Genomic DNA, 19,692 nt, shown 5'->3' on the forward strand with positions numbered 1-19,692 from the left:
CGGCTTTCCCGCAAGGGCGCTCAGGCGTCTTCCAGGGCGCGCGGGCGCTTGTGACGGCTCTGCAGCTCGGCGGCATCGGTCCTGGCCAGTTCCACGTCAAAGACCACCTCGGTGAAGGGACCAGTCAGGCCGCGCAACTCCGACTCGGCGGCGTCCTCGATGCGGTTGGCGTCGATCACCAGTTCCTCGCGGGTGGCGAAGGCGAAGTCGTCGTAGGTGTAGGGATCGCCGGCCAGGTTGATCTGGGTGGTCAGGTGCTTGTGACCCGGCGCCGAGATGAAGAAGTGGATGTGCGCCGGACGCTGGCCATGGCGGCCGAGCAGGTCGAGCACCTGCTGGGTCGGGCTGTCCGGCGGGCAGCCGTAGCCGGACGGGATGATGCTGCGGGCACGGTAGCGGCCGTCGGCGTCGGCATGGATGGTGCGGCGCAGGTGATACTCCGACTGAGTGGGATCGAAGAAGGAGTAGTTGCCCTTGGTGTCAGCGTGCCAGATCTCGACCTTGGCGCCAGGAACGGGGTTGCCGTTCACGTCGCGCACCTGGCCAGTCAACCACATCACCTCGGCCTCATTGTCCGAGCCATCGTCCAGGCGGGCGAAGCCCTCGGCCTCAGGGGCGCCGGCCACGTAGAGCGGCCCCTCTATGGTGCGTGGGGTGCCACCTGTCAGGCCGCGCTCGGCGTCGGTAGCGTCCATGCGCATGTCCAGGTAGTGGTCGAAGCCGAGCCCCGGCGCCAGCAGGCCGAACTGATTCTCCTTGCCCAGGGCGTTGAGCTGGCTGACGGCGCCCCAGAACTCCTCGGGGGTGACGTCGAAGTCGTCGATCAGGCGGTAGAGGTCGGACAGCAGGCGATGCAGGATCCGCTTGGCGCGCTCGCTGCCACCGTCCTGGTCGAAGCCGCTGACGGTCTTCAGGAAGTCCTGCACCTCTGGGGTATCGAAGATCTTCACGGTCATGGTCGTGTCCTCGGTTGTTATCGTCTGTTTGCAGCCGGCGACGGTGGCCGGCGTCATCCGTGATTCAGGAATCGTCCTCGCGGATCGAGGACGGATGGCGGCACAGCGGCTTGACGCGGATCTCCATGAAGGGGAACAACGGCAGGTGGCTGATCAGCTCCTGCAACTCGGCGTTGTCCTCCACGTCGAAGATGCTGACGTTGGCGTAGTTGCCAGCCACCCGCCACAGATGCCGCCACTTGCCGGCACGCTGCAGTTCCTGGGCGTAGGCCTTCTCGCTCGCCTTGATCTCGGCGGCCTGCTCGGACGGCATGTCCGGTGGCAGCTTCACGGTCATTTCCACCTGGAAGAGCATGAGCGTCTCCTTGGGATGCGGGGGGCGTCTCAGTCGCGGCGCCGGTAATGGTTGAGCTTGTCCTCGTCGAGGGTGATGCCGAGGCCTGGGCCGACCGGCAGGTCGACGCCGAACTCGTGGTAGTGGAGCGGCGCGGCGACGATGTCGTCCTTGAGCAGCAGGGGGCCGAACATCTCAGTACCCCAGGTCAGCTCGCCGAGCGTCGACCAGGCATGCAGGGAAGCGGCGGTGCCGATGGTGCCCTCCAGCATGGTGCCGCCGTAGAGGCTGATGCCGGCGGCCTGGGCCACATGGGCCAACTCCAGCACGCTGCGCGGCCCGCCGGCCTTGGCGATCTTCAGCGCGAAGGCATCGCCGAAGCCGCAGGAGGCCAGGGTGAAACCGTCGCGGGCGTCGTGAACCGCCTCGTCGGCCAGCATCGGCACCACGAAGCGGTTGGCCAGCCGCACCAGGCCGGCGAACTCCCGGGCAGGGATCGGCTGCTCGATCAGGTCGATGCCGGCGGCCTCCAGAGCATCGATGCCGCGGGCCGCGGTGGCCTCGTCCCAGGCCTGGTTGACGTCGACCCGCACGCTGGCCCGGTCGCCCAGCGCCGCCTTGATGGCACCGACGTGGCGTACATCCTGATCCACCGGGTTGGCGCCGATCTTGAGCTTGAAGTCGCAGTGACGGCGTTCCTCGAGGCGCTGGAAGGCCTCGTCGATGTCCTTTTGCGTGTCGCCGCTGGCGAGCGTCCAGAGCACTGGCAAGTGATCGTGCTGGGCACCGCCCAGCAGTTCCGCCACCGACAGGCCGCGGCGCTTGCCCTCGGCGTCGAGCAGTGCGGTCTCGAGCCCAGACTTGGCGAAGCTGTTACCGCGCACATGGCGGTTCATGCGCGCCCGCAGAGCGTTGAGGTTGTAAGCCGGCTGGCCGATCAGCAGCGGCGCCAGGTAGGTGTCGATGGTCTGCTTGATGCCCTCGGGGCTTTCCGGGCCATAGCTCAGGCCACCGATGGTGGTGGCTTCGCCCAGGCCCTCGGTGCCGTCGGACAACCGCAGGCGGATGATGACCAGGGTCTGGCAGGCCATGGTGGTCATCGACAACTTGTGCGGACGGATGGTCGGCAGGTCGACCAACAGCGTCTCGATCTCCTTGATCAGAATGTCGTGCATCGGGGCTCCATGCGGCACGCCTCAGGGCACCGCTCACAGGGTAATGGTCGGGGGATATCCGGCCGGCGGGACTCACCACACCGAGCGGATACCGATCAGCTCGAGACGAACTTCTCGAAGAACAACTGGTGATCGCCGACGTCGCGCGCCTCGAGCCAGTGCTTCGAGGCCTCGATCATCGGCGGCGGGCCGCACAGATAGGCATCGAAGGGCTGGGCCAGGAAGTCGAGGTCGAACAGGTCGCAGACCACGCCTCGCTTGCCCTTCCATGCCTCCGAGGCATTCATCACGATGCTCTCGTAGGCGAAGTCCGGCAGCGTGTCGGTAAAGCGGTCCAGACGATCGAGTTCGCTCAGGTCGGTCTCCTGAGTCACGCCGTAGCATAGGCGGATTGGCTTCTGGCAATCGCCCTCCTCCTCGAGCTGCTCGAGCATGCCGAGGAAGGCCGAAAGCCCGGTGCCACCCGCCACCATCAGCAGGGGACGCTGGACCTCGCGCAGGTAGAAGGCACCCAATGGGGCCTCCAGGGAGATCGCATCGCCGACGGCGACACGATCGCGCAGGTAGTCGCTCATCACCCCGCTGGGCAGCAGGCGAATCAGGAAGCGCAGCTTGCCGTCCTTCACCGATGAGGTGGCGAAGGAGTAGGCCCGCCATTCGTCGGTGCCCGGCACTTCGATGCGAGCGTACTGCCCGGGCAAGTACTGCAGCGCCTGGGTGGGATCATCGAGGGTGATCTCGAGGATGGCGGCCGCGTCGGAGACCTGCTTCACCTCGCTAACAGTGGCGTCGTGAACCTCGGTGGCCACACTGCACACACTGGAATCCACATCGAAGTAGAAGGAACCATTGGTGGACAGGAGGCGAGTCTGGCAGGCCAACACATGGCCCTCCGCGATCTCCTCCTCGGTCAGCGCCTCCTCGTCGATGTATTCGACGTCGACCTTGCCGGACTCTCGCAGGCAGCGGCAGGTCCCGCAGACCCCTTCCCGGCAGTCCACCGGCAGGTTGACGCCGTGACGCTGGGCGGCGTCCATCAGCAGCTCGTTCTTGTCGACCTTGACGAAGCGTGTGATGCCGTCCCGAAAGACGATGGCGGCTGTGTTATGCATGACTCGCCCTCCAGCGAAACTCAGACGTGGTAGAAATCCAGCACGGAGTCGATCTTGTCGTTGTGCAGCACGGTGTGCTTGCGCGTGATCTTCCAGCTGTCCCCCTCGCCACGCAGGGTGTAGTCGGCGGTGCCGAAGAAGTGGTTGCTCTCGCCGAAGCGATGGAAGTGAGTCACCCAGTTGACCCGCACCCAGACGATGCCGTCGCCCTGCTCCACGTAGCGCACGTTGTCGATCAGGTGCAGGGTCCGCGGCATCGGCGTGGAAGCCGCTGACTGGCCGGTGCGCAGACGGAACACCCGATCCTCGAGGCCGGTGCGGTCGGCGTAGTACATCAGCGACATCTCGCGCTTGGGATCGCTGGTGACCTCGTGCTCGTTCTTCCACTGCGGGATATGGAACTCGCACTCGGGGGCGAACTGCGCCAGGTAACCGTCCCAGTCCTGGTCGTCGCAGAGTTCGGCCACGCGGTACAGGAACTGCTCGATGGATTGCTGGAGACTCATGGCTTACACCTCCTGGAGCTTGAGTGATTTCTTTTCGAGCCCCTCGAGCAGCAGCCGCTGCCAAGTCCCGTGCTGGTTGACATAGAGCCCTTCGTGGGTGAACTCGGTGCCGGTGATCACCGGCCGGATGCCGAGCACCTTGCTGTTGTGGGTTTCGCCGTTCTGCCAGTCCGGGTGACCCCGGGAGATGTCACTCCAGCGGGAGGCGCGAGCCTGGAAGCCGCGCTGCTGCTCACGGAACTCCACCAGGTCGTCGGGAGTGCCCATGCCGGAGACGTTGAAGAAGTCCTCGAACTGGCGGATACGGTTTTCGCGGTCAGCATCCGACTCGCCCTTCACACCCAGACACAGGCTGATGACCTCGGTCTTGTTCCAGGCAATGGGACGCACAATGCGCAGCTGCGAGCTGATCTGGTCCATGAAGAACAGGCTCGGGTAGATGTTCAGGTTGCGCAGGCGGTGCATGGTCCACTCAGCTCGCTCCTGGGGATGTTTCTCGATCAGGCGCGGCATCACCGTGGCGTAGCCGGGACGCACCTGAGGATTGGGCATGTCACTGAACAGCAGGCTGTGGCCATTCTTGAACGAGAACCAGCCGTCGTCGGTGTCCTTGTCGCCGGCACCCAGCTTGCTGTAATCGAGGGTGTCCCCGCCGCCGTTCTTCTGCACTTCGAGTTCGCGGCGATGCTGCACAGTGGAGACGTAGTTGTAGTGCACGGTGCTGACGTGATAGCCGTCGAGGCCGTTCTCGTTCTGCAGCTTCCAGTTGCCGTTGAAGGTGTAGCGGGACTCACCCGGCAGCACCTCCAGCTCGCCGTCCTCGGCCTGCTCGACCATCATGTCGAAGAACAGGCGGGTATCACCCAGGAAGTCTTCGAGGCTCTCGGTGGATTCTGTGTCCAGGCTGATGAACACGAAGCCCCGATAGCTGGCGATGCGCGCCTGCTGCAGGCCGCGGCTCGACTTGTCGAAATCCGCCGGATACTCGCTCGGCGCCTTGACCTTGACCAGGCGGCCGTCGGACTTGTAGCACCAGGCGTGGAACGGGCAGGTGAAGGTGGACTGGTTGCCCTTGCAGACCCGGGTCAGGGTGGCGCCGCGGTGTTGACATGTATTGGCCAGCGCATGCAGTTCACCCTTGCCGTCGCGGGTGATGATCATCGGCTGGCGACCGGCCTGCATGGTGATGAAGTCGTTGGGGTTGGGAATCTGGCTTTCGTGACAGGCGAAGATCCATTGCTTCTCGAAGATCAGTTCCATCTCGAGATCGAACAGCGCCTCGTCGGTGAACATGTCACGCGCGATGCGATAGACGCCGTCATCGGGGCGGAAATCGAGGCAGTTCTCGATGAACGCCTGCCATTGGGGGAGGGAGCGGTGTGCTGTCATCGGTCGTTACCGTCTTGTTGCTTGTCGGGTACGACCAACCTTAGGGACTCCCCCCAGGAACCCACTATGCAGTTATTGGGGCAACGCTATACACTTTTTTCAGGCATGGTAACCTTCCACCAGGCATGGGGATTTCAGGCTCTTAGACCTTAGTCTCGGTAGCCAGTCATCATGGCCACGCCACTGGCACCTACTCCCGTTGAGTGGCAGAATGACACTTACAAAGTTCGCACTACGCACCTATGGGCGAGATGCGAACAGTCGTCTCGACCGCCCATCACGGCTTCAGCCGAGGCCCGATGACAACGACACCTGGCGGTGAGACCAGGAGGAACCATGACTGTATCCGCTTCCCTGACGCGACAGCAGATCACCGCCGAGTTCCATAGCCCCGACTCGGCCTGCCGCTGGATGTGTGGCATCAACGGCCCTCATCGCCTCGAGGTGCCGCACCCCAAAGAGCTCAGCTTTCGCCACCAGGGCACCAGCCTGGGCAACGTCTCCATCGGCATCATCGAATACTCGACCCCCGTCCATATCGACATCGCCGACCTGACCCATAGCTACAGCATCAGCCTGCCCTTGCACGGCACCCAAAGCTTCGAGCTCCGGGGCGACGCCTTCGGCTCCGATAGCGGCGTGGCCGCCATCATCTCCCCCAGTCAGCCGCTGCAGCTGAGCATGGACGAGAGTTGCCGGAAGCGCCTGGTACGGCTGTCACGCCAGGCCATCGAACGCAAGCTCTCCCAGTTGCTCAGCCATGAACTGCCCCGCCCGGTAATCTTCGACCCACGAATGCCGCTGAGCGGCACGGTGCAGGAGTGGTGGCGCATGGTCGCCAACCTGCAGGAGATGCTCGATGCCGAGGGGTCGCTCTGTGACCTGCCCGAGGTGTGGAGCAACTTCGAGAATTCGCTGATCACTAGCCTGCTCTACACCCAGCCCCATAACTACTCAAGCGAGCTACTGGACCGCCAGCAGGGCCGCCCGGCCTATCTCTCCCGGCTCGATGCCCTGTTCCGAGACTCCCTGGACCAGCCGTTGGGACTGGCCGACCTGGAGCGCGCCACCGGCGTCTCCCGGGAGCGCCTCTATCGCGACTTCCACACCCACTTCGGGGTCTCCCCCATCGCCTACTTCCGCCAGCGCCGCTTCGAGCATGTGCGCCAGCGCCTGGAACAAGCCACACCGATGGAAAGCGTCTCGAGCATCGCCATGGACTGCGGCTTCCAGCAACTAGGCCGTTTCTCTCAGGAATACAAGGCGCGCTTCGGGGAGCTGCCTTCGGAGACCCTCAAACGCCGCAGTACCATCCCACTACAATGACTCCCACGGCCCACCGCCTGGCGAGACGGCAGCCAGAGACGTCACGTTCCGCAGAAGGTGCGCACAGGCTCCATTATTATTCCTCAGCCGGTGCCGGCCAGCGTCGTGCCGCTAAGCTCCCTCACGCTGGCGACGAAATCGCTGAAGCGCTCGCCCTGGATCAGCACGTGCTGGCGTAGCGCGTCTTCGGCGGCCTGCGCATCACCCGCCTCGATCGCCGCCACGATGTCACGATGCTCGGCCAGCGAGGTGCCCATGCGATGGCGTACCTGCAATTGCAAGCGGCGGTAGGGCTTCAGCCTCTGTTTCAACTGACGGGCTTCCTCGGCCAGAAAGCCGTTGTGGCTGGCGGCATAGATGCAATGATGGAAGGCTTCGTTCTCGTAGTAATACTCGTCGGGGTTGCCGGCCTCGGCAGCGGCTTCGCAACGCTCCAGAGCCTGACGCAGTTCGAGCATTTCCAACTGGGTGATTCGACGCGCCGCCAAGCGCCCACACATGCCTTCCAGTTCGGCCATGACCTCGAACATCTCGATCAACTGGTCGATACCGACCTTGGCCACGAACGTGCCTTTCTTCGGAGACACCGTCACCAGGCCACTGGCCACCAGTTGCTGGATCGCCTCGCGCACCGGCGTGCGCGACACCTGGAACTCCTTGCCCAATGTTTCCGGATCGAGCCGCTCTCCCGGGGCTCGACGACCGTTGATGATATCGTCTTCCAGCGAATCCCTGAGTCGCTGGGCATTCGATCGTTTTACGCCGTTCACGGCCACCTCCTACAAGGCATTCGTGTCTGGGGCCGGGCTGGCCACACTCTCGTGGGAGCGCAGATTTTCTGCGCGATCCGGCCGCAGGCCGGTCATTGGCGGCCCCTTCCATCGCGCCCACGGGCGCTCCTACGTGACGCTTCTCCACAACGCTATGCCACTACCACTTTTGTCTAGCGTCACGGGATTGACACTAGTATAGCAAAGGGTCTATTGATGTATACATCAGCGACGCTGATAAACATTTCAACGCACAACAACAATGCATTTGGAGACGCCATGAAACGCTCAATCACGCCAGCGATCGCCTCCTTCACCCTGGCAGCCCTCGCCTTCAGCAGCATCGCCTCGGCACAGACCGTCCTGCGTGCCTCGCATCAGTTCCCCGGTGGCCAAGGGGACGTTCGCGACGAGATGGTGCAATTGATGGCCAAACACGTGGCCGATGCCGATGTCGGCCTGGAGATCGAGGTCTATCCGGGTCAATCGCTATTCAAGGCAAAAGAACAGTGGGGCGCCCTGGTTCGCGGTCGCCTGGACATGACCGCGCTGCCGCTCGACTACGCTAGTGGTCGTCATCCGGAGTTCTCCGCCACGTTGATGCCGGGACTGGTGCGCAACCATGAGCATGCCCGGCGACTCAACGACTCCGAGTTCATGGGCATGATCAAGGATGTGATCCAGGAGGGTGGAGCTCGGGTGTTGGCCGATGCCTGGCTGGCCGGCGGTTTCGCCTCCAGCGAGCGTTGCATCACCGCGCCGGATACCGTCGAAGGCCAAACCCTGCGCGCCGCCGGTCCCGCCTTCGACGAAATGCTGGAAACCGCCGGCGCCTCGATCGCTTCGATGCCCTCCTCGGAGATCTACACCGCCATGCAGACCGGTGTGCTGGACGGTGCCAACACCTCTTCAGGTTCGTTCGTGTCCTACCGTATCTACGAGCAGGTCACCTGCCTGACCGAGCCGGGAGACAATGCGCTGTGGTTCATGTATGAGCCGATTCTAATTTCCGAACAGAGCTGGAACAACCTCAACGAGGAGCAACAACAGGCACTGCTGGAAGCTGGACAAGCCGCCGAGGATTTCTTCGTCGAGGAAGCCAGGGCGCTCGACCAGACCATGGTCGACGTTTTCCGTGAGAACGGTGTCGAAGTGGTCAGCATGTCGCAGGAGGACTACTACGCCTGGTTGCAGATTGCCAAGGAGAGTTCCTACAAGTCGTTCGCCGAGAACGTGCCCAACGGCCAAGCCCTGATCGACGCCGCTCTCGCGGTGGAATGAGGCCGTAGCAATGCGTTCAGACACGCTGGGCCGCCCCCTCGAGGGCGGCCACCACGCATTGACGGAGGGCACCATGGAACACTCCCGCACCCACTCCGCCGCAACGCCCGGCGCGTTCGTCGGCGGCTACATTCGCCTGATGGACAGGCTATCGCGTTTCACTGCCTACCTCGCCGCGGCGCTGTTCATCGCCGGGGTGGTGGTGGTGTGCCAGATGGTCTTCGTGCGCTATATCCTGGGCGAGAGCACCAGCTGGCAAACCGAATTCACGGTCTTTTCCGTGACTGCCGCCATGTTGATGGGCAGTCCATATGTGCTGATGACCGGCGGTCATGTTTCGGTCAGCGTGCTGCCCGATAGCCTCTCCGGGTTGCCCCAAAAAATCATGCGCCTGATCGCTTCCCTTGCCGGCCTCGCCTTCTGCGCCGCGTTGGCCTATGCCTCCTGGGTCTATGTCTACGAGGCCTGGCACGGTGGCTGGACCACCGGCACGGTGTGGAATCCGCCACTGTGGCCGGCGGTATTGCCCATGACGGTGGGCGCCACGCTGCTGACGCTGCAGTACATCGCCGAAATTTTGCGTGGGGAGGAGTGAGCATGGATCCCGTTACCGCCGGCATTCTCGTCGCCATCGGCCTGGTCGTGCTGATGGCCATCGGCACGCCCATCGCTTTCGCCCTGGGCGGCATCTCGTTGATAGCCTTGGTCGCCGACCGCGGCATGAGCGAGCTGACCTACTTCGGCGAGACCTTCTTCGACCGTATCGCCGAATTCGGCTTCGTCGCCATCCCCATGTTCATCCTGATGGGTGCCGCCGTGGCCTCCTCGCCCACTGGTCGCGACCTCTACCGCTCGCTGGATCTGTGGCTGGGCAAAATGCCCGGAGGACTGGCAATCTCCAATATCGGCGCCTGCTCGATCTTCGCCGCCCTCTCCGGCTCGTCGCCGGCTACCTGCGCGGCGATCGGCAAGATGGGCATTCCCGAGATGCGTAGCCGTGGCTATCCCGATGGCGTCGCCGCCGGCTGCATCGCTGCCGGGGGCACCCTGGGCATCCTCATTCCGCCCTCGGTGACGATGATCATCTACGGCATTTCCACCGAGACCTCGATCGGTCGCCTGTTCATTGCTGGCGTGATTCCCGGCTTCATGCTCGCCGGCCTGTTCATGATCTGGACACTGATCGCCTGCAAGCTGGCCGGTGGCTACCACAATCCCCTGGCCGCGACCGCGGAGAAGGTCAAGCGCAACATCCGCGAGAACGTCGATGCCAACCTCAAGGCGCTGGTGCGGGTACTGCCCTTCCTGGCCGTGGTGATCGGCATCCTGTTCGCACTCTACGGCGGGGTAGCTACGCCCTCCGAGGCGGCCGGGGTGGGTGCCTTCCTGTGCCTGGCGCTGGCCATCATCATCTACCGCATGTGGCAGGTGAAGCCCATCAAGCTGATTATGCGCGACTCGCTGCGCGAGAGCGTGATGATCATGTTGATCATCGCCGCCGCCGAGGTATTCGCCTATGCGCTGTCGTCGCTGTTCATCACCCAGACCGTGGCCGGCGCCATTGCCGACCTGGAGGTCAACCGCTGGGTACTGATGGGCGTGATCAACGTGTTTCTGCTGGTGGCTGGTTTCTTTCTGCCCCCAGTGGCGGTGATCGTGATGACCGCGCCGATCCTGATGCCGATCATCCTGGCCGCCAACTTCGATCCCTACTGGTTCGCGGTGGTGCTGACCATCAACCTGGAGATCGGCCTGATCACTCCGCCAGTGGGGCTCAACCTGTTCATCATCAACAGCATCGCGCCGGACATCTCCCTACGCAACGTGCTGATGGGCAGCCTGCCCTATGCTCTGTGCATGGTGCTGGGAATCCTGTTGCTGTGCTTCTTCCCGGGACTGGCCACCTGGCTGCCCGACCTGATCATGGGCTGAAGGAGGACGCTCGATCATGAACATGACCTTCCTGCAGGAGCTGTTCAACAACATCACCCAGCGTGATGCCCTGCTGAGGCGCCGCCAGTACACGCCGGAAACGCTGGACCACGCGCGCCTGACACAAGCCTGCCATGCGCTGCTGGAGAGCGACGGCGAGGCCTCCAGCATCGCCCTGGCGAGTCGCGCACTGGACATGTACAACCGGCTCGACGATGTCGAGAAGCGGCAATTCTTCACGCGCCTGGCGGAAGCGTTCGCCGCCGACCCGCAAGAGATCGATGCGGCCTACGAGAGCTATCACCAGACCCGCGACAATCGCAGCCTGCATGCGCTGTTCACTGTCTGCGAGCCACGCCGCCAGGAATTGCTGCGCCGCTTGAACCTGGCCAGCGACGGCACCCATGCGCTGGTACGCATGCGCGAGGACCTGCTGCGCATACGCCGTGACACGCCGGAACTCGACGCCATCGACGCCGACTTCGCCCACCTGTTCGGCTCATGGTTCAACCGTGGCTTCCTGGTACTCAAGCGCATCGACTGGAACACGCCGGCATCGATCCTCGAGAAGATCATCCGCTACGAGGCGGTTCACGAGATCCAGGACTGGAACGACCTGCGCCGCCGACTGGACGCCCGTGACCGGCGTTGTTTCGCCTTCTTTCACCCGGCGATCGGCGACGAGCCGCTGATCTTCGTCGAGGTGGCCCTGCACAAGGGCTTGCCGCAACGGATCCAGCCGATCCTCGAGGCCGAGCACCACGAGATCGACGACCCCGAGTCGGCGGATACCGCGGCCTTCTTCGGCATCAGTAACTGCCAGACAGGGCTGCGCGGCATCTCCTTCGGCAACTTCCTGATCAAGCAGGTGGTCCAGGAGCTCAAGCAGGAGCTGCCGCAGTTGAAGCATTTCGTGACGCTGTCGCCGGTGCCCGGATTCCGCCAGTGGCTCGACGAGCGTCGCGACGACGAAAGCCTGCCGGAATCGCTGCGCAATGCCCTGGCCGAGCTAGAGATACCGGATTGGCACAGCGATCCAGAACGCGCCGAGCGCCTGAAGACGGTGATCAAGCCGCTTGCGGCTCGCTACCTGGTCGAGGAAAAGAACGCCAAGGGCCTGCCCGCCAATCCTGTCGCGCGCTTCCACCTGGGCAACGGCGCCGAGCTGCATCGCATCAACTGGCTCGGCGACATTTCGAACAAGGGCCTCAAGCAGGCTGCCGGGCTGATGGTCAACTACCTCTACGTCCTCGACGACATTGAACGCAACCACGAGAACTACATCGCCAACGCCACCGTGGCCTGCTCGAGCGAGGTCCGCGACCTCCAGCGCCGGGCCCGGAAGCAGGCCAAGGGAGAGACCGTCAAATGAGCCATAACCTCTTCAGCACCTTCGCCGAGCGCATGCAGGCACGTGGCGACGCCGATTTCATCACCACCCGTGAAGGCCGCGGCTACACCTACGCCGAAGCGCTGGCGGCCAGCGCCCGCCTCGGCGGCGCGTTGGTAGCTCTGGGCGTGAAACCGGGCGACCGCGTCGCGGTGCAGGTCGACAAGAGCCCTGAGGCCATTCTGCTGTATCTCGCCTGTCTGCGGGTCGGCGGCGTCTACCTGCCGCTCAACACCGGCTATACCGGCGAAGAAATTCGCTATTTCCTGGGCGATGCCGAACCGGCACTGTTCGTGTGTCGTCCAACCAATATAGAGGGGGCTCGCAGCATCGCCGCCGAGAGCGGCTGCCCGGCGGTCGAGACACTGGGCACTGCGGGCGATGGCAGCCTGATGGAGGCCGCCGAACGCGCCACACCCTACGACGACATCGAACCCCGCGATGCCAACGACTTGGCGGCGATCCTGTATACTTCGGGCACCACGGGACGCTCCAAGGGGGCGATGCTCACTCACCGCAACCTCGGCTCCAACGCGGCCACGCTGGCGGAAGCCTGGCACTTCACCGAGAGCGACCGGCTGATCCATGCCCTGCCGATCTTCCATACCCATGGTCTGTTCGTCGCCTGCAACGTCACCCTGACGGTCGGCTCGAGCCTGCTGTTCTTGCCCAAGTTCGATGTCGACGTGATCCTCGAGGAGCTGCCGCGCGGCACTGTGATGATGGGCGTGCCCACCTTCTACACGCGCCTGGTGCAGGATGCCCGCCTGACAGCGGAAGTGACCGCCAACATGCGGCTGTTCGTCTCCGGCTCGGCACCGCTGACCGCCGAGACCCACCAGGCTTTCGAGCAGCGCACTGGCCATGCGATCCTCGAGCGCTACGGCATGACCGAGACCAACATGAACATCTCCAACCCCTACGATGGCCAGCGCATCGCCGGCACCGTGGGCAAGCCGCTGCCTGGGGTGGAGATTCGCATCACCGACCGCGAGACCCACACGCCGGTGCCCAACGGCGAGATCGGCATGCTCGAGATACGCGGCCCCAACGTCTTCATCGGCTATTGGCGCATGCCCGAGAAGACTCGCGAGGAGCTGCTCGAGGACGGCTTCTTCGTCACTGGCGACCTGGGAATGGTCGATGAACGCGGCTATGTACATATTGTCGGTCGCGACAAGGACCTGGTGATCTCGGGCGGCTACAACGTCTATCCCAAGGAGGTCGAGCAGGTGATCGACGAACTCGACGGCGTCATGGAATCGGCGGTGATCGGACTGCCCCACCCCGACTTCGGCGAAGGGGTCACCGCCGTGGTCGTGCCTCGCGCACAGTCACGACTGGATGAATCGACGGTGCTGGCCTCCCTGTCGGGCCGACTGGCCAAGTACAAGCAGCCCAAGCGGGTGTTCTTTGTCGACCAACTGCCGCGCAACACCATGGGCAAGGTGCAGAAGAACCAGCTGCGCCAGCAGTACCAGGACACCTATCGCTGAACCGTCGCCGACGGCACGGAAATCCGGGCCCGACACGACGGCGACGCCGCGGCGGATGCCCAGCGCCCCCGTCGTATCGAGTCACGTACGCAGCGTCATTGAACCACCCGGCAGGAGACATCGTCATGGCGAAGGTCATCACCTACTATTACAGCCACGTCTCGCCCTGGAGCTATCTGGGTCACTCGCGACTCGGCGAGCTTGCCGCGCGCCACGGCGCCACCATCGACTACGTGCCGATCACGCTCAGCGAAATCTTCCCCAAGACCGGCGGGCTGCCCCTGCCCAAGCGCGCCCCGGAGCGGCAGGCCTATCGTATGGACGAACTCAAGCGCTGGCCGCAGCTGCTCGGCATCCCCCTCAACAGGGAACCGAAGCACTTCCCGACGGATGACCGCCCGGCGGCTCGCCTGGCGCTGACGGCGAAGGCACAAGGGCATGACATCGCCGGCCTGTCACTGGCCCTGATGCGGGCTTGCTGGGTCGAGGAGCGCGACATCGCCGAGCCGGACACCCTGCGCGAGGTCGCCGACGCCTGCGGGCTGGATGGCCAGCGGCTGCTGAGCGAGTCGGATAGCGACCAGGGACAGCAGCGCCTCGACGAGGCTTGCGAGAAGGCCCTGGCGGCGGGTTGCTTCGGCTCGCCCTGGTATGTCGTCGACGGCGAGCCCTTCTGGGGCCAGGACCGCCTCGATCTGGTCGAGAAGGCCCTGACCGGCAAGCTCTGAGCCAGCGGGTCAGCTCAGGCCCGCTGGCCAAGTACAAGAGCCCAAGCGGGTGTTCTTCATCGACCAACTGCCGAGCAACACCATGGGCAAGGTGCAGAAGAACCAGTTGCGCCAGCAGTATCAGGATATCTACGCCGCGTCCTGAGCGACACGAGGGCCGGCCCGGCGAGTTTCGGCGACCGATCACGATTCACGAGCGTGAGTCTCGAATGCATGGCCGAGGGACACAGCCGAGCCGGACCCTGTGCACTTCACACCGCCAGTCAGGAGCTGACTCAGGCCAGGCTACGCTCCATCACCACCAGGATCAGCAGCGGGGAGACGACGCGGATATACCAGGGCCAGATCTTCCAGAAGAGGGTCTTCTCAATCTCCGGCGCGCCGCGGCGCAGCTCCTGGAGCTTGGCATGGCGCGACAGCAGCCAGCCCACATAGATGCATACCAAGGCACCCACCAGGGGTATGCTGTAATTGATGGTCAGGGTGATGGCCAGGCCGAACAGCACCTCGAAGTAGGCCAGGATCAGAGTCGCCACGGCCAGGGTCACGGCACCCATCAGCAGGGTCGCCGGACGCCGGCGGATCACGCCGGTCTCCTCGATGGTTGACACCGGCACTTCCAGCACCGGGAACATGGACGTCAGGGCGGCGATGGCCAGCAGGACAAAGAAAATCAGCTCCAGCCCCTGCCCTAGCTGGCCCATGGCATCAAACATGGCCGGCATCACCGAGAACAGCAGGGTCGCGGAACTCTGCAGCTCGCCGGCCTCGTTGAAGACCTCCACTCCCAGGCCGCTAGCCACGAACATCGCCGGCACGATCAGCAGACCGGCGACGAAGGCCACTCCCATGTCGATGAACATCACCTGGGCACCCACCCTTGGCAGATGCGCCTGGCGACTCAGATAGGAACCGTAGACCACCATGGCACCCACGCCGATGGACAGCGAGAAGAACGCCTGACCCATGGCATCCAGCATCAGTTGGCCATCGATACGCGAGATATCGGGAATCAGGTAGGCCTTCACTCCCTCACCGGCTCCGGGGAAGGTCATGATCACGGCGATCAGCGCCAGCATCATCACCAGCAGCAACGGCATCAGCCGCCGCGACCAGCGCTCGATGCCCTGGTTGACGCCGGCCAGCACCACCGCCGCGGTTACCGACATGGCTAGCAGGGTCAGCGTCCAGTCGCGCCAGAAGCTCCCTTCGGCAAGCCAGGTACTGGCCCCGTTCAGGCCCAGCAACTCGCTGATAGGCAGCAGGGCATGGCCGATCAGCCAGCCAGTGACAATGGCATAGAAGGCCTGCCCCAGGCAGGCGGCCAGCAGCGCCAGCCCACCCACCGCCTGGCCGAAGCACCGCAGCAGGCCGCGCCCACCGACCTGGGCCATGGCATTGATGATGCCGCTCTGGGCATAGCGGCCCAGCGTCAGCTCGGCCATAAGCGCCGGGTAGGCGAGGATGACGGCCATGGCCAGATAGACCACCAGGAAGGCACCGCCGCCGTTGTTGGCGGCCATGGAGGGAAAGCTCCATACATTACCGAGCCCCACAGCCGCACCGGCGGCGGCCATCAGGAAGCCGAAACGGGTGGAGAACTGGGCCCGGGCCGGCGCCTCACGTGCAGGCGCTGCCGCCCCGGCGGCGGTCTTGGCTTGAGATATTGTCATTGGAATCAACTCACCAGGTCATGCTGTGGATTGATGACTCAGCAGGGCAGCTCGCCGAGTCGCTCGAGAATGTAGAAGTGGTTGCAATCGGCCAGTTCCCGGGCCTACGGGGATGCCCCGGCAGTCATCAGGTGACCTCAGCCCGCTCCTGGAAGCGCGGCGCTAGGTACTCGCGGCGCTCCACCACCTCGCGGAAATGTCGCGCCGCCTGCCAGACGTCCTCATAGCTCAGGTACAGTGGCGTGAAGCCGAAGCGCATCAAACCCGGTTCCCGATAGTCGCCGATCACGCCCCGGGCGATCAGTGCCTGGACGATGGCATAGCCGTGCTCGCGCACGATCAGCGCCACCTGACTGCCGCGCTCCGCCGGCGGTGGGGTGATGTCGCCGATGCCATGGGCCTCGAGCAGGTCCGCCAAGCAGTCGCGGAACAGCTCGGTCATCTTCAGGCTCTTCTCGCGTAGCGCCGCCATGTCCACCTCCTGCCAGAGCCGTAACGAGGCCTCCAGGGGGGCATAGATCAGCGCCGAGTGAGTGCCGCTACGAAAGCGGGTAATGCCCGACGCCGGGGCATAGTCGCCGTCGAAGGCGAAAGGCGCGGCATGGCCGTGCCAGCCGGAGAGCGGCTGCCAGCCGCCAGCCTGGTGGTCGCGGTGCACATAGAGGAAGGCCGGGGCCCCAGGGCCGCCATTGAGGTACTTGTAGGTGCAGCCCACCGCATAGCGGACGCCGCAGTCATGCAGATCTACCGGCAGGGCGCCGGCGGAGTGGGCCAGGTCCCAGACGATCTCGGCACCATGCTCGTGCACCAACTGGGTCGTGGCGGCCATGTCGCGCAGGCGTCCGGTGCGGTAGTGGACCTGACTCAGCACTACCGCCGCCACCCGGTCGTCCAGGTAGTCGACGAGCGCCGCGCCCTCCGGCAATACCCGGTGCTCGTAACCAGCGAAGCGGCATAGGCCCTGGGCGATATAGCCATCGGTGGGGAAGTTGCCGCCCTCGCTGAGGATCACCGGGCGCTGGCGGCCCTGGGACTCGGTGATATAGCCCAGCAGCTTGAAGAGATTGAGGGTGATGTTGTCGGTGACGATCACCTCCCCCTGCCCCGCCCCGATCAGCGGTGCCATCAGATTGCCCAAGCGCTCCGGGGCATCGAACCAGCCTTGGTTCCAACCCTTGATCAGTTCATCACGCCACTGATCCAGGGTGCTGACCACGGCTTCTCGGGAAGCCAGGGGTTGGGCGCCGAGCGAGTTGCCATCCAGGTAGATCTCTCCATCGGGCAGCGCGAAGCGGGCCTTGAACGTCGCCAGGGGATCCCAACGATCCAGTTCGCGAACGGCCTCAAGGGTCATGGGCATGGAACACCTCCAGAGAATACGGGCAGCGAGTGCATGGCCACGATTCTAGGAGGAGCAGCACGGGACAGGCTTGCGTTATTTGTCATGAATACCGATGTTGATGCAAAATCATTGCATCAAATGAAGAAAACATGCGAATGAACAAGATAGACCGCTTCGACAGCAAGATCCTGCAGGCTCTACAGCGAGACGCACGCCTGACCCTTGGCGCCTTGGCAGAGACCGTCAACCTGTCGCCCAGTCAGTGCTCGCGACGCATCGCCCGGCTGGAAAAGGAGAGTGTCATCGAGGGTTATGCCCTGCGCCTGAATCCGGAGGCCCTCGGGCTCAAGGTCACCGCCTTCGTCTTTCTCTCGGTGGACAAGGGGCGCATGGCCTCGCCCCGGGAGGCGGTCGCGGCCCTGCTGGCCCGCGACGAGGTAATCGACTGCCATACTGTCACCGGCAGCCATGACTTCATCCTGCGAGTGGTGGTGGAGGACCTGGCGGCGCTCTCCCGCTTCCTCTCCACTACCATCAGTCCCATGCCGGGCATCCGTGATATCGCGACCCAGGTAGCCATGGATACCCTCAAAACCAACGGGCCCCTGAAGGTCGAATCGGGGTAAGGAGCCGAATAGTCGACACCTGACTGGCATGCATCGCCTCGAGCAGGCTTTCCGCTAGGTCACGGTCATTTGCTTCCTGCCACTCGAGCACAAGCTTGGCGCGCAGCACCGGCTCCAGCGGTGCACAACCGTCGCCCTGCCGCGGCAAGTTACAAGTGAACACTATTCGGCATCTCCTTCGGTTCCGATTCCGGCTAGTTTTCCCCATCCGCGGGGATACACTGGTGAAATGGAAAGCAAGGGAAATCGGGTATGAGAGGGATGCCACTATGCTGGATCGCGAACTCTGCCGTCAGGCCCGCCTGTCGCGGGATGCTCGCTTCGATGGCCAATTTTTCACTGCGGTGAAGACCACCGGCATCTACTGCCGGCCGATCTGCCCGGCCACGCCACCGCTGGAGAGCAATGTCGTCTACTTCGACAGCGCCGTGGCAGCAGCGCAGGCGGGTTTTCGCCCCTGCCTGCGCTGCCGCCCGGACAGCGCCCCGGATTCCCCGGCCTGGCGCGGCACGCAGACCACACTCGAGCGTGCCCTGCGCCTGATCGACGAAGGTGCCCTGCAGGAAGGTAGCCTGGCCAGCCTCTGCGAGCGTCTGGGAATCGGCGAGCGCTACCTGCGCCGGCTATTCCAGCAACGCTTCGGCGTCGCGCCGAAGACCTACGCCCTTTACCGCCAATGCCTGTTCGCCAAGCAGTTGCTGCACCAGACGACGCTGCCCATCACCGACATCGCCTACGCCAGCGGCTTTCGCAGCCTGCGCCGTTTCAATGATGCCTTCAAGTCGCACATCGGGCTCACCCCACGAGACGTGCGCCGCGAACCGGCCGAGCGTTCCTCAGCCCTGACCCTGCGTCTCGCCTACCGTCCGCCCTATGCCTGGGAAAGCCTGCGCGACTTCTTCATCAGCCGCCAGATCAAAGGCCTGGAGTGGGTCGGCGACCAGCATTACGGTCGCTGCGTCGCCTGGGGAGAGGCGCGAGGCCATTTTACCGCCGAGCACAGACCCGACCGGCATGACTTCCTGGTGATGCTGGAACTCAACGATCTGCGCATGCTGTCACCGGTGGTCCGGCGGATCCGTCGCCTGCTCGACCTGGATGCCGATACCGCAGTGATCGAAGCGCACCTGAGCCATGCGCTACCCGACCTGTCACTGATAGAAGGCCTGCGCCTGCCCGGTGTGTGGAGCCTGTTCGAGGCTGGCGTACGCGCCATTCTCGGCCAGCAAGTCACGATCGTCGCCGCTCGTCGGCTGGTTACCACACTGGTCACGACACTCGGCGAGCCGGTAGGCGAAGCGGGTGGGCAAGTCCGATACCACTTTCCCACCTCCTCCCGAATCGCCGACAGCGACCTGGCTTTTCTGAAGATGCCTGAAGCGCGCCGCGAAACCCTGCACCGCTTCGCTACTTTTCATAGGCAGCAAACTGAAAACTTCGATGAACCGTCGACCTGGACGGCACTGAAGGGGGTCGGTCAGTGGACAGCGGACTACGCCGCCATGCGCGGCGCCAGCCACCCCGATATCTGGCTGGCCGGCGACCTCGGCGTCAAGAGGGCCCTGCCCTCGCTGAACGGCCACGACCCTGCTGGCGCCGCCCCGTGGCGCAGCTATCTCACCTTGCAGCTATGGTCTCGATAAGTCACTCCAGGAG

General features: G+C 64.0%; 18 protein-coding genes. 9 read left to right on the forward strand and 9 right to left on the reverse strand.

Annotated elements, in window-relative coordinates:
- Window positions 1-20: 20 nt before the first annotated feature.
- From catA to antA, 6 genes are all read right to left on the reverse strand, one after another.
- The gene (gene catA / locus IE093_RS07560; RefSeq protein WP_189467766.1) at window positions 21-956 is read right to left on the reverse strand and encodes a catechol 1,2-dioxygenase; all 936 of its coding nucleotides are present in this window, start codon (window positions 954-956) and stop codon (window positions 21-23) included.
- 64 nt (window positions 957-1,020) lie between these two features.
- Complete coding sequence (catC, locus tag IE093_RS07565) at window positions 1,021-1,311, reverse strand: muconolactone Delta-isomerase (RefSeq protein ID WP_189467768.1); 291 nt, start codon at window positions 1,309-1,311, stop codon at window positions 1,021-1,023.
- Window positions 1,312-1,340: 29 nt separating this feature from the next.
- The gene (locus IE093_RS07570) at window positions 1,341-2,465 is read right to left on the reverse strand and encodes a muconate cycloisomerase family protein (protein WP_189467770.1); all 1,125 of its coding nucleotides are present in this window, start codon (window positions 2,463-2,465) and stop codon (window positions 1,341-1,343) included.
- Between the two features lie 95 nt (window positions 2,466-2,560).
- Window positions 2,561-3,577, reverse strand: a complete 1,017-nt coding sequence (gene antC, locus IE093_RS07575) for an anthranilate 1,2-dioxygenase electron transfer component AntC (RefSeq protein ID WP_189467772.1) — start codon at window positions 3,575-3,577, stop codon at window positions 2,561-2,563.
- A gap of 20 nt (window positions 3,578-3,597) precedes the next feature.
- Window positions 3,598-4,083, reverse strand: a complete 486-nt coding sequence (gene antB, locus IE093_RS07580) for an anthranilate 1,2-dioxygenase small subunit (protein ID WP_189467774.1) — start codon at window positions 4,081-4,083, stop codon at window positions 3,598-3,600.
- Between the two features lie 3 nt (window positions 4,084-4,086).
- Entirely contained in the window at window positions 4,087-5,472 is a 1,386-nt protein-coding gene (antA, locus tag IE093_RS07585; RefSeq protein WP_189467777.1) for an anthranilate 1,2-dioxygenase large subunit, read from the reverse strand.
- A gap of 336 nt (window positions 5,473-5,808) precedes the next feature.
- Between antA and IE093_RS07590 the strand changes: the two genes are divergently transcribed.
- The gene (locus tag IE093_RS07590) at window positions 5,809-6,798 is read left to right on the forward strand and encodes an AraC family transcriptional regulator (protein ID WP_189467778.1); all 990 of its coding nucleotides are present in this window, start codon (window positions 5,809-5,811) and stop codon (window positions 6,796-6,798) included.
- An 83-nt stretch (window positions 6,799-6,881) separates the two neighbouring features.
- On the opposite strand, the gene IE093_RS07595 is transcribed toward IE093_RS07590, so the two are convergent.
- Window positions 6,882-7,568: a GntR family transcriptional regulator gene (locus IE093_RS07595; RefSeq protein WP_189467780.1), complete on the reverse strand. Its 687-nt coding sequence runs from the start codon at window positions 7,566-7,568 to the stop codon at window positions 6,882-6,884.
- A gap of 279 nt (window positions 7,569-7,847) precedes the next feature.
- On the opposite strand from IE093_RS07595, the gene IE093_RS07600 reads away from it, so the two are divergent.
- The 6 genes from IE093_RS07600 to IE093_RS07625 all read left to right on the forward strand — a co-directional run bounded on the left by IE093_RS07600 (window position 7,848) and on the right by IE093_RS07625 (window position 14,395).
- On the forward strand, window positions 7,848-8,849 hold the full coding sequence (locus IE093_RS07600; protein WP_189467782.1) for a TRAP transporter substrate-binding protein: 1,002 nt from the start codon (window positions 7,848-7,850) through the stop codon (window positions 8,847-8,849).
- 73 nt (window positions 8,850-8,922) lie between these two features.
- Window positions 8,923-9,444, forward strand: coding sequence for a TRAP transporter small permease subunit (locus IE093_RS07605; RefSeq protein WP_229803360.1), 522 nt, complete (start codon window positions 8,923-8,925; stop codon window positions 9,442-9,444).
- A gap of 2 nt (window positions 9,445-9,446) precedes the next feature.
- Window positions 9,447-10,781 carry a TRAP transporter large permease gene (locus IE093_RS07610; protein ID WP_189467784.1) on the forward strand — a complete coding sequence of 445 codons (1,335 nt, stop codon included), beginning with the start codon at window positions 9,447-9,449 and terminating at the stop codon, window positions 10,779-10,781.
- Between the two features lie 16 nt (window positions 10,782-10,797).
- Window positions 10,798-12,153 (forward strand): malonyl-CoA decarboxylase, encoded by a 1,356-nt coding sequence (locus IE093_RS07615; protein WP_189467786.1) that lies wholly within the window; start codon window positions 10,798-10,800, stop codon window positions 12,151-12,153.
- Entirely contained in the window at window positions 12,150-13,667 is a 1,518-nt protein-coding gene (locus IE093_RS07620; RefSeq protein WP_189467788.1) for a malonate--CoA ligase, read from the forward strand. The genes IE093_RS07615 and IE093_RS07620 overlap by 4 nt, the downstream gene beginning before the upstream one ends.
- A 125-nt stretch (window positions 13,668-13,792) precedes the next feature.
- Window positions 13,793-14,395: a 2-hydroxychromene-2-carboxylate isomerase gene (locus IE093_RS07625; RefSeq protein WP_189467790.1), complete on the forward strand. Its 603-nt coding sequence runs from the start codon at window positions 13,793-13,795 to the stop codon at window positions 14,393-14,395.
- A gap of 275 nt (window positions 14,396-14,670) precedes the next feature.
- On the opposite strand, the gene IE093_RS07630 is transcribed toward IE093_RS07625, so the two are convergent.
- Window positions 14,671-16,068, reverse strand: coding sequence for a sodium-dependent transporter (locus IE093_RS07630; RefSeq protein ID WP_189467792.1), 1,398 nt, complete (start codon window positions 16,066-16,068; stop codon window positions 14,671-14,673).
- A 127-nt stretch (window positions 16,069-16,195) separates the two neighbouring features.
- Window positions 16,196-17,428: a kynureninase gene (kynU, locus tag IE093_RS07635; RefSeq protein WP_189467794.1), complete on the reverse strand. Its 1,233-nt coding sequence runs from the start codon at window positions 17,426-17,428 to the stop codon at window positions 16,196-16,198.
- Between the two features lie 137 nt (window positions 17,429-17,565).
- Here kynU and IE093_RS07640 point away from each other — a divergent pair, with 137 nt between their 5' ends.
- On the forward strand, window positions 17,566-18,036 hold the full coding sequence (locus tag IE093_RS07640; protein WP_189467796.1) for an Lrp/AsnC family transcriptional regulator: 471 nt from the start codon (window positions 17,566-17,568) through the stop codon (window positions 18,034-18,036).
- 269 nt (window positions 18,037-18,305) lie between these two features.
- The gene (locus IE093_RS07645) at window positions 18,306-19,679 is read left to right on the forward strand and encodes an AlkA N-terminal domain-containing protein (protein ID WP_189467798.1); all 1,374 of its coding nucleotides are present in this window, start codon (window positions 18,306-18,308) and stop codon (window positions 19,677-19,679) included.
- Window positions 19,680-19,692 lie beyond the last annotated feature (13 nt).

This window comes from Litchfieldella qijiaojingensis, from assembly GCF_014651875.1.
Taxonomy (GTDB): Bacteria; Pseudomonadota; Gammaproteobacteria; order Pseudomonadales; family Halomonadaceae; genus Litchfieldella; species Litchfieldella qijiaojingensis.

Excerpts from the sequence above, each read along its gene's own strand:
- catA (WP_189467766.1), bottom strand. The coding sequence starts at position 956 with ATGACCGTGAAGATCTTCGATACCCCAGAGGTGCAGGACTTCCTGAAG.
- catC (WP_189467768.1), bottom strand. The coding sequence starts at position 1,311 with ATGCTCTTCCAGGTGGAAATGACCGTGAAGCTGCCACCGGACATGCCG.
- IE093_RS07570 (WP_189467770.1), bottom strand. The coding sequence starts at position 2,465 with ATGCACGACATTCTGATCAAGGAGATCGAGACGCTGTTGGTCGACCTG.
- antC (WP_189467772.1), bottom strand. The coding sequence starts at position 3,577 with ATGCATAACACAGCCGCCATCGTCTTTCGGGACGGCATCACACGCTTC.
- antB (WP_189467774.1), bottom strand. The coding sequence starts at position 4,083 with ATGAGTCTCCAGCAATCCATCGAGCAGTTCCTGTACCGCGTGGCCGAA.
- antA (WP_189467777.1), bottom strand. The coding sequence starts at position 5,472 with ATGACAGCACACCGCTCCCTCCCCCAATGGCAGGCGTTCATCGAGAAC.
- IE093_RS07590 (WP_189467778.1), top strand. The coding sequence starts at position 5,809 with ATGACTGTATCCGCTTCCCTGACGCGACAGCAGATCACCGCCGAGTTC.
- IE093_RS07600 (WP_189467782.1), top strand. The coding sequence starts at position 7,848 with ATGAAACGCTCAATCACGCCAGCGATCGCCTCCTTCACCCTGGCAGCC.
- IE093_RS07605 (WP_229803360.1), top strand. The coding sequence starts at position 8,923 with ATGGAACACTCCCGCACCCACTCCGCCGCAACGCCCGGCGCGTTCGTC.
- IE093_RS07610 (WP_189467784.1), top strand. The coding sequence starts at position 9,447 with ATGGATCCCGTTACCGCCGGCATTCTCGTCGCCATCGGCCTGGTCGTG.
- IE093_RS07615 (WP_189467786.1), top strand. The coding sequence starts at position 10,798 with ATGAACATGACCTTCCTGCAGGAGCTGTTCAACAACATCACCCAGCGT.
- IE093_RS07620 (WP_189467788.1), top strand. The coding sequence starts at position 12,150 with ATGAGCCATAACCTCTTCAGCACCTTCGCCGAGCGCATGCAGGCACGT.
- IE093_RS07625 (WP_189467790.1), top strand. The coding sequence starts at position 13,793 with ATGGCGAAGGTCATCACCTACTATTACAGCCACGTCTCGCCCTGGAGC.
- IE093_RS07630 (WP_189467792.1), bottom strand. The coding sequence starts at position 16,068 with ATGACAATATCTCAAGCCAAGACCGCCGCCGGGGCGGCAGCGCCTGCA.
- kynU (WP_189467794.1), bottom strand. The coding sequence starts at position 17,428 with ATGCCCATGACCCTTGAGGCCGTTCGCGAACTGGATCGTTGGGATCCC.
- IE093_RS07640 (WP_189467796.1), top strand. The coding sequence starts at position 17,566 with ATGAACAAGATAGACCGCTTCGACAGCAAGATCCTGCAGGCTCTACAG.
- IE093_RS07645 (WP_189467798.1), top strand. The coding sequence starts at position 18,306 with ATGCTGGATCGCGAACTCTGCCGTCAGGCCCGCCTGTCGCGGGATGCT.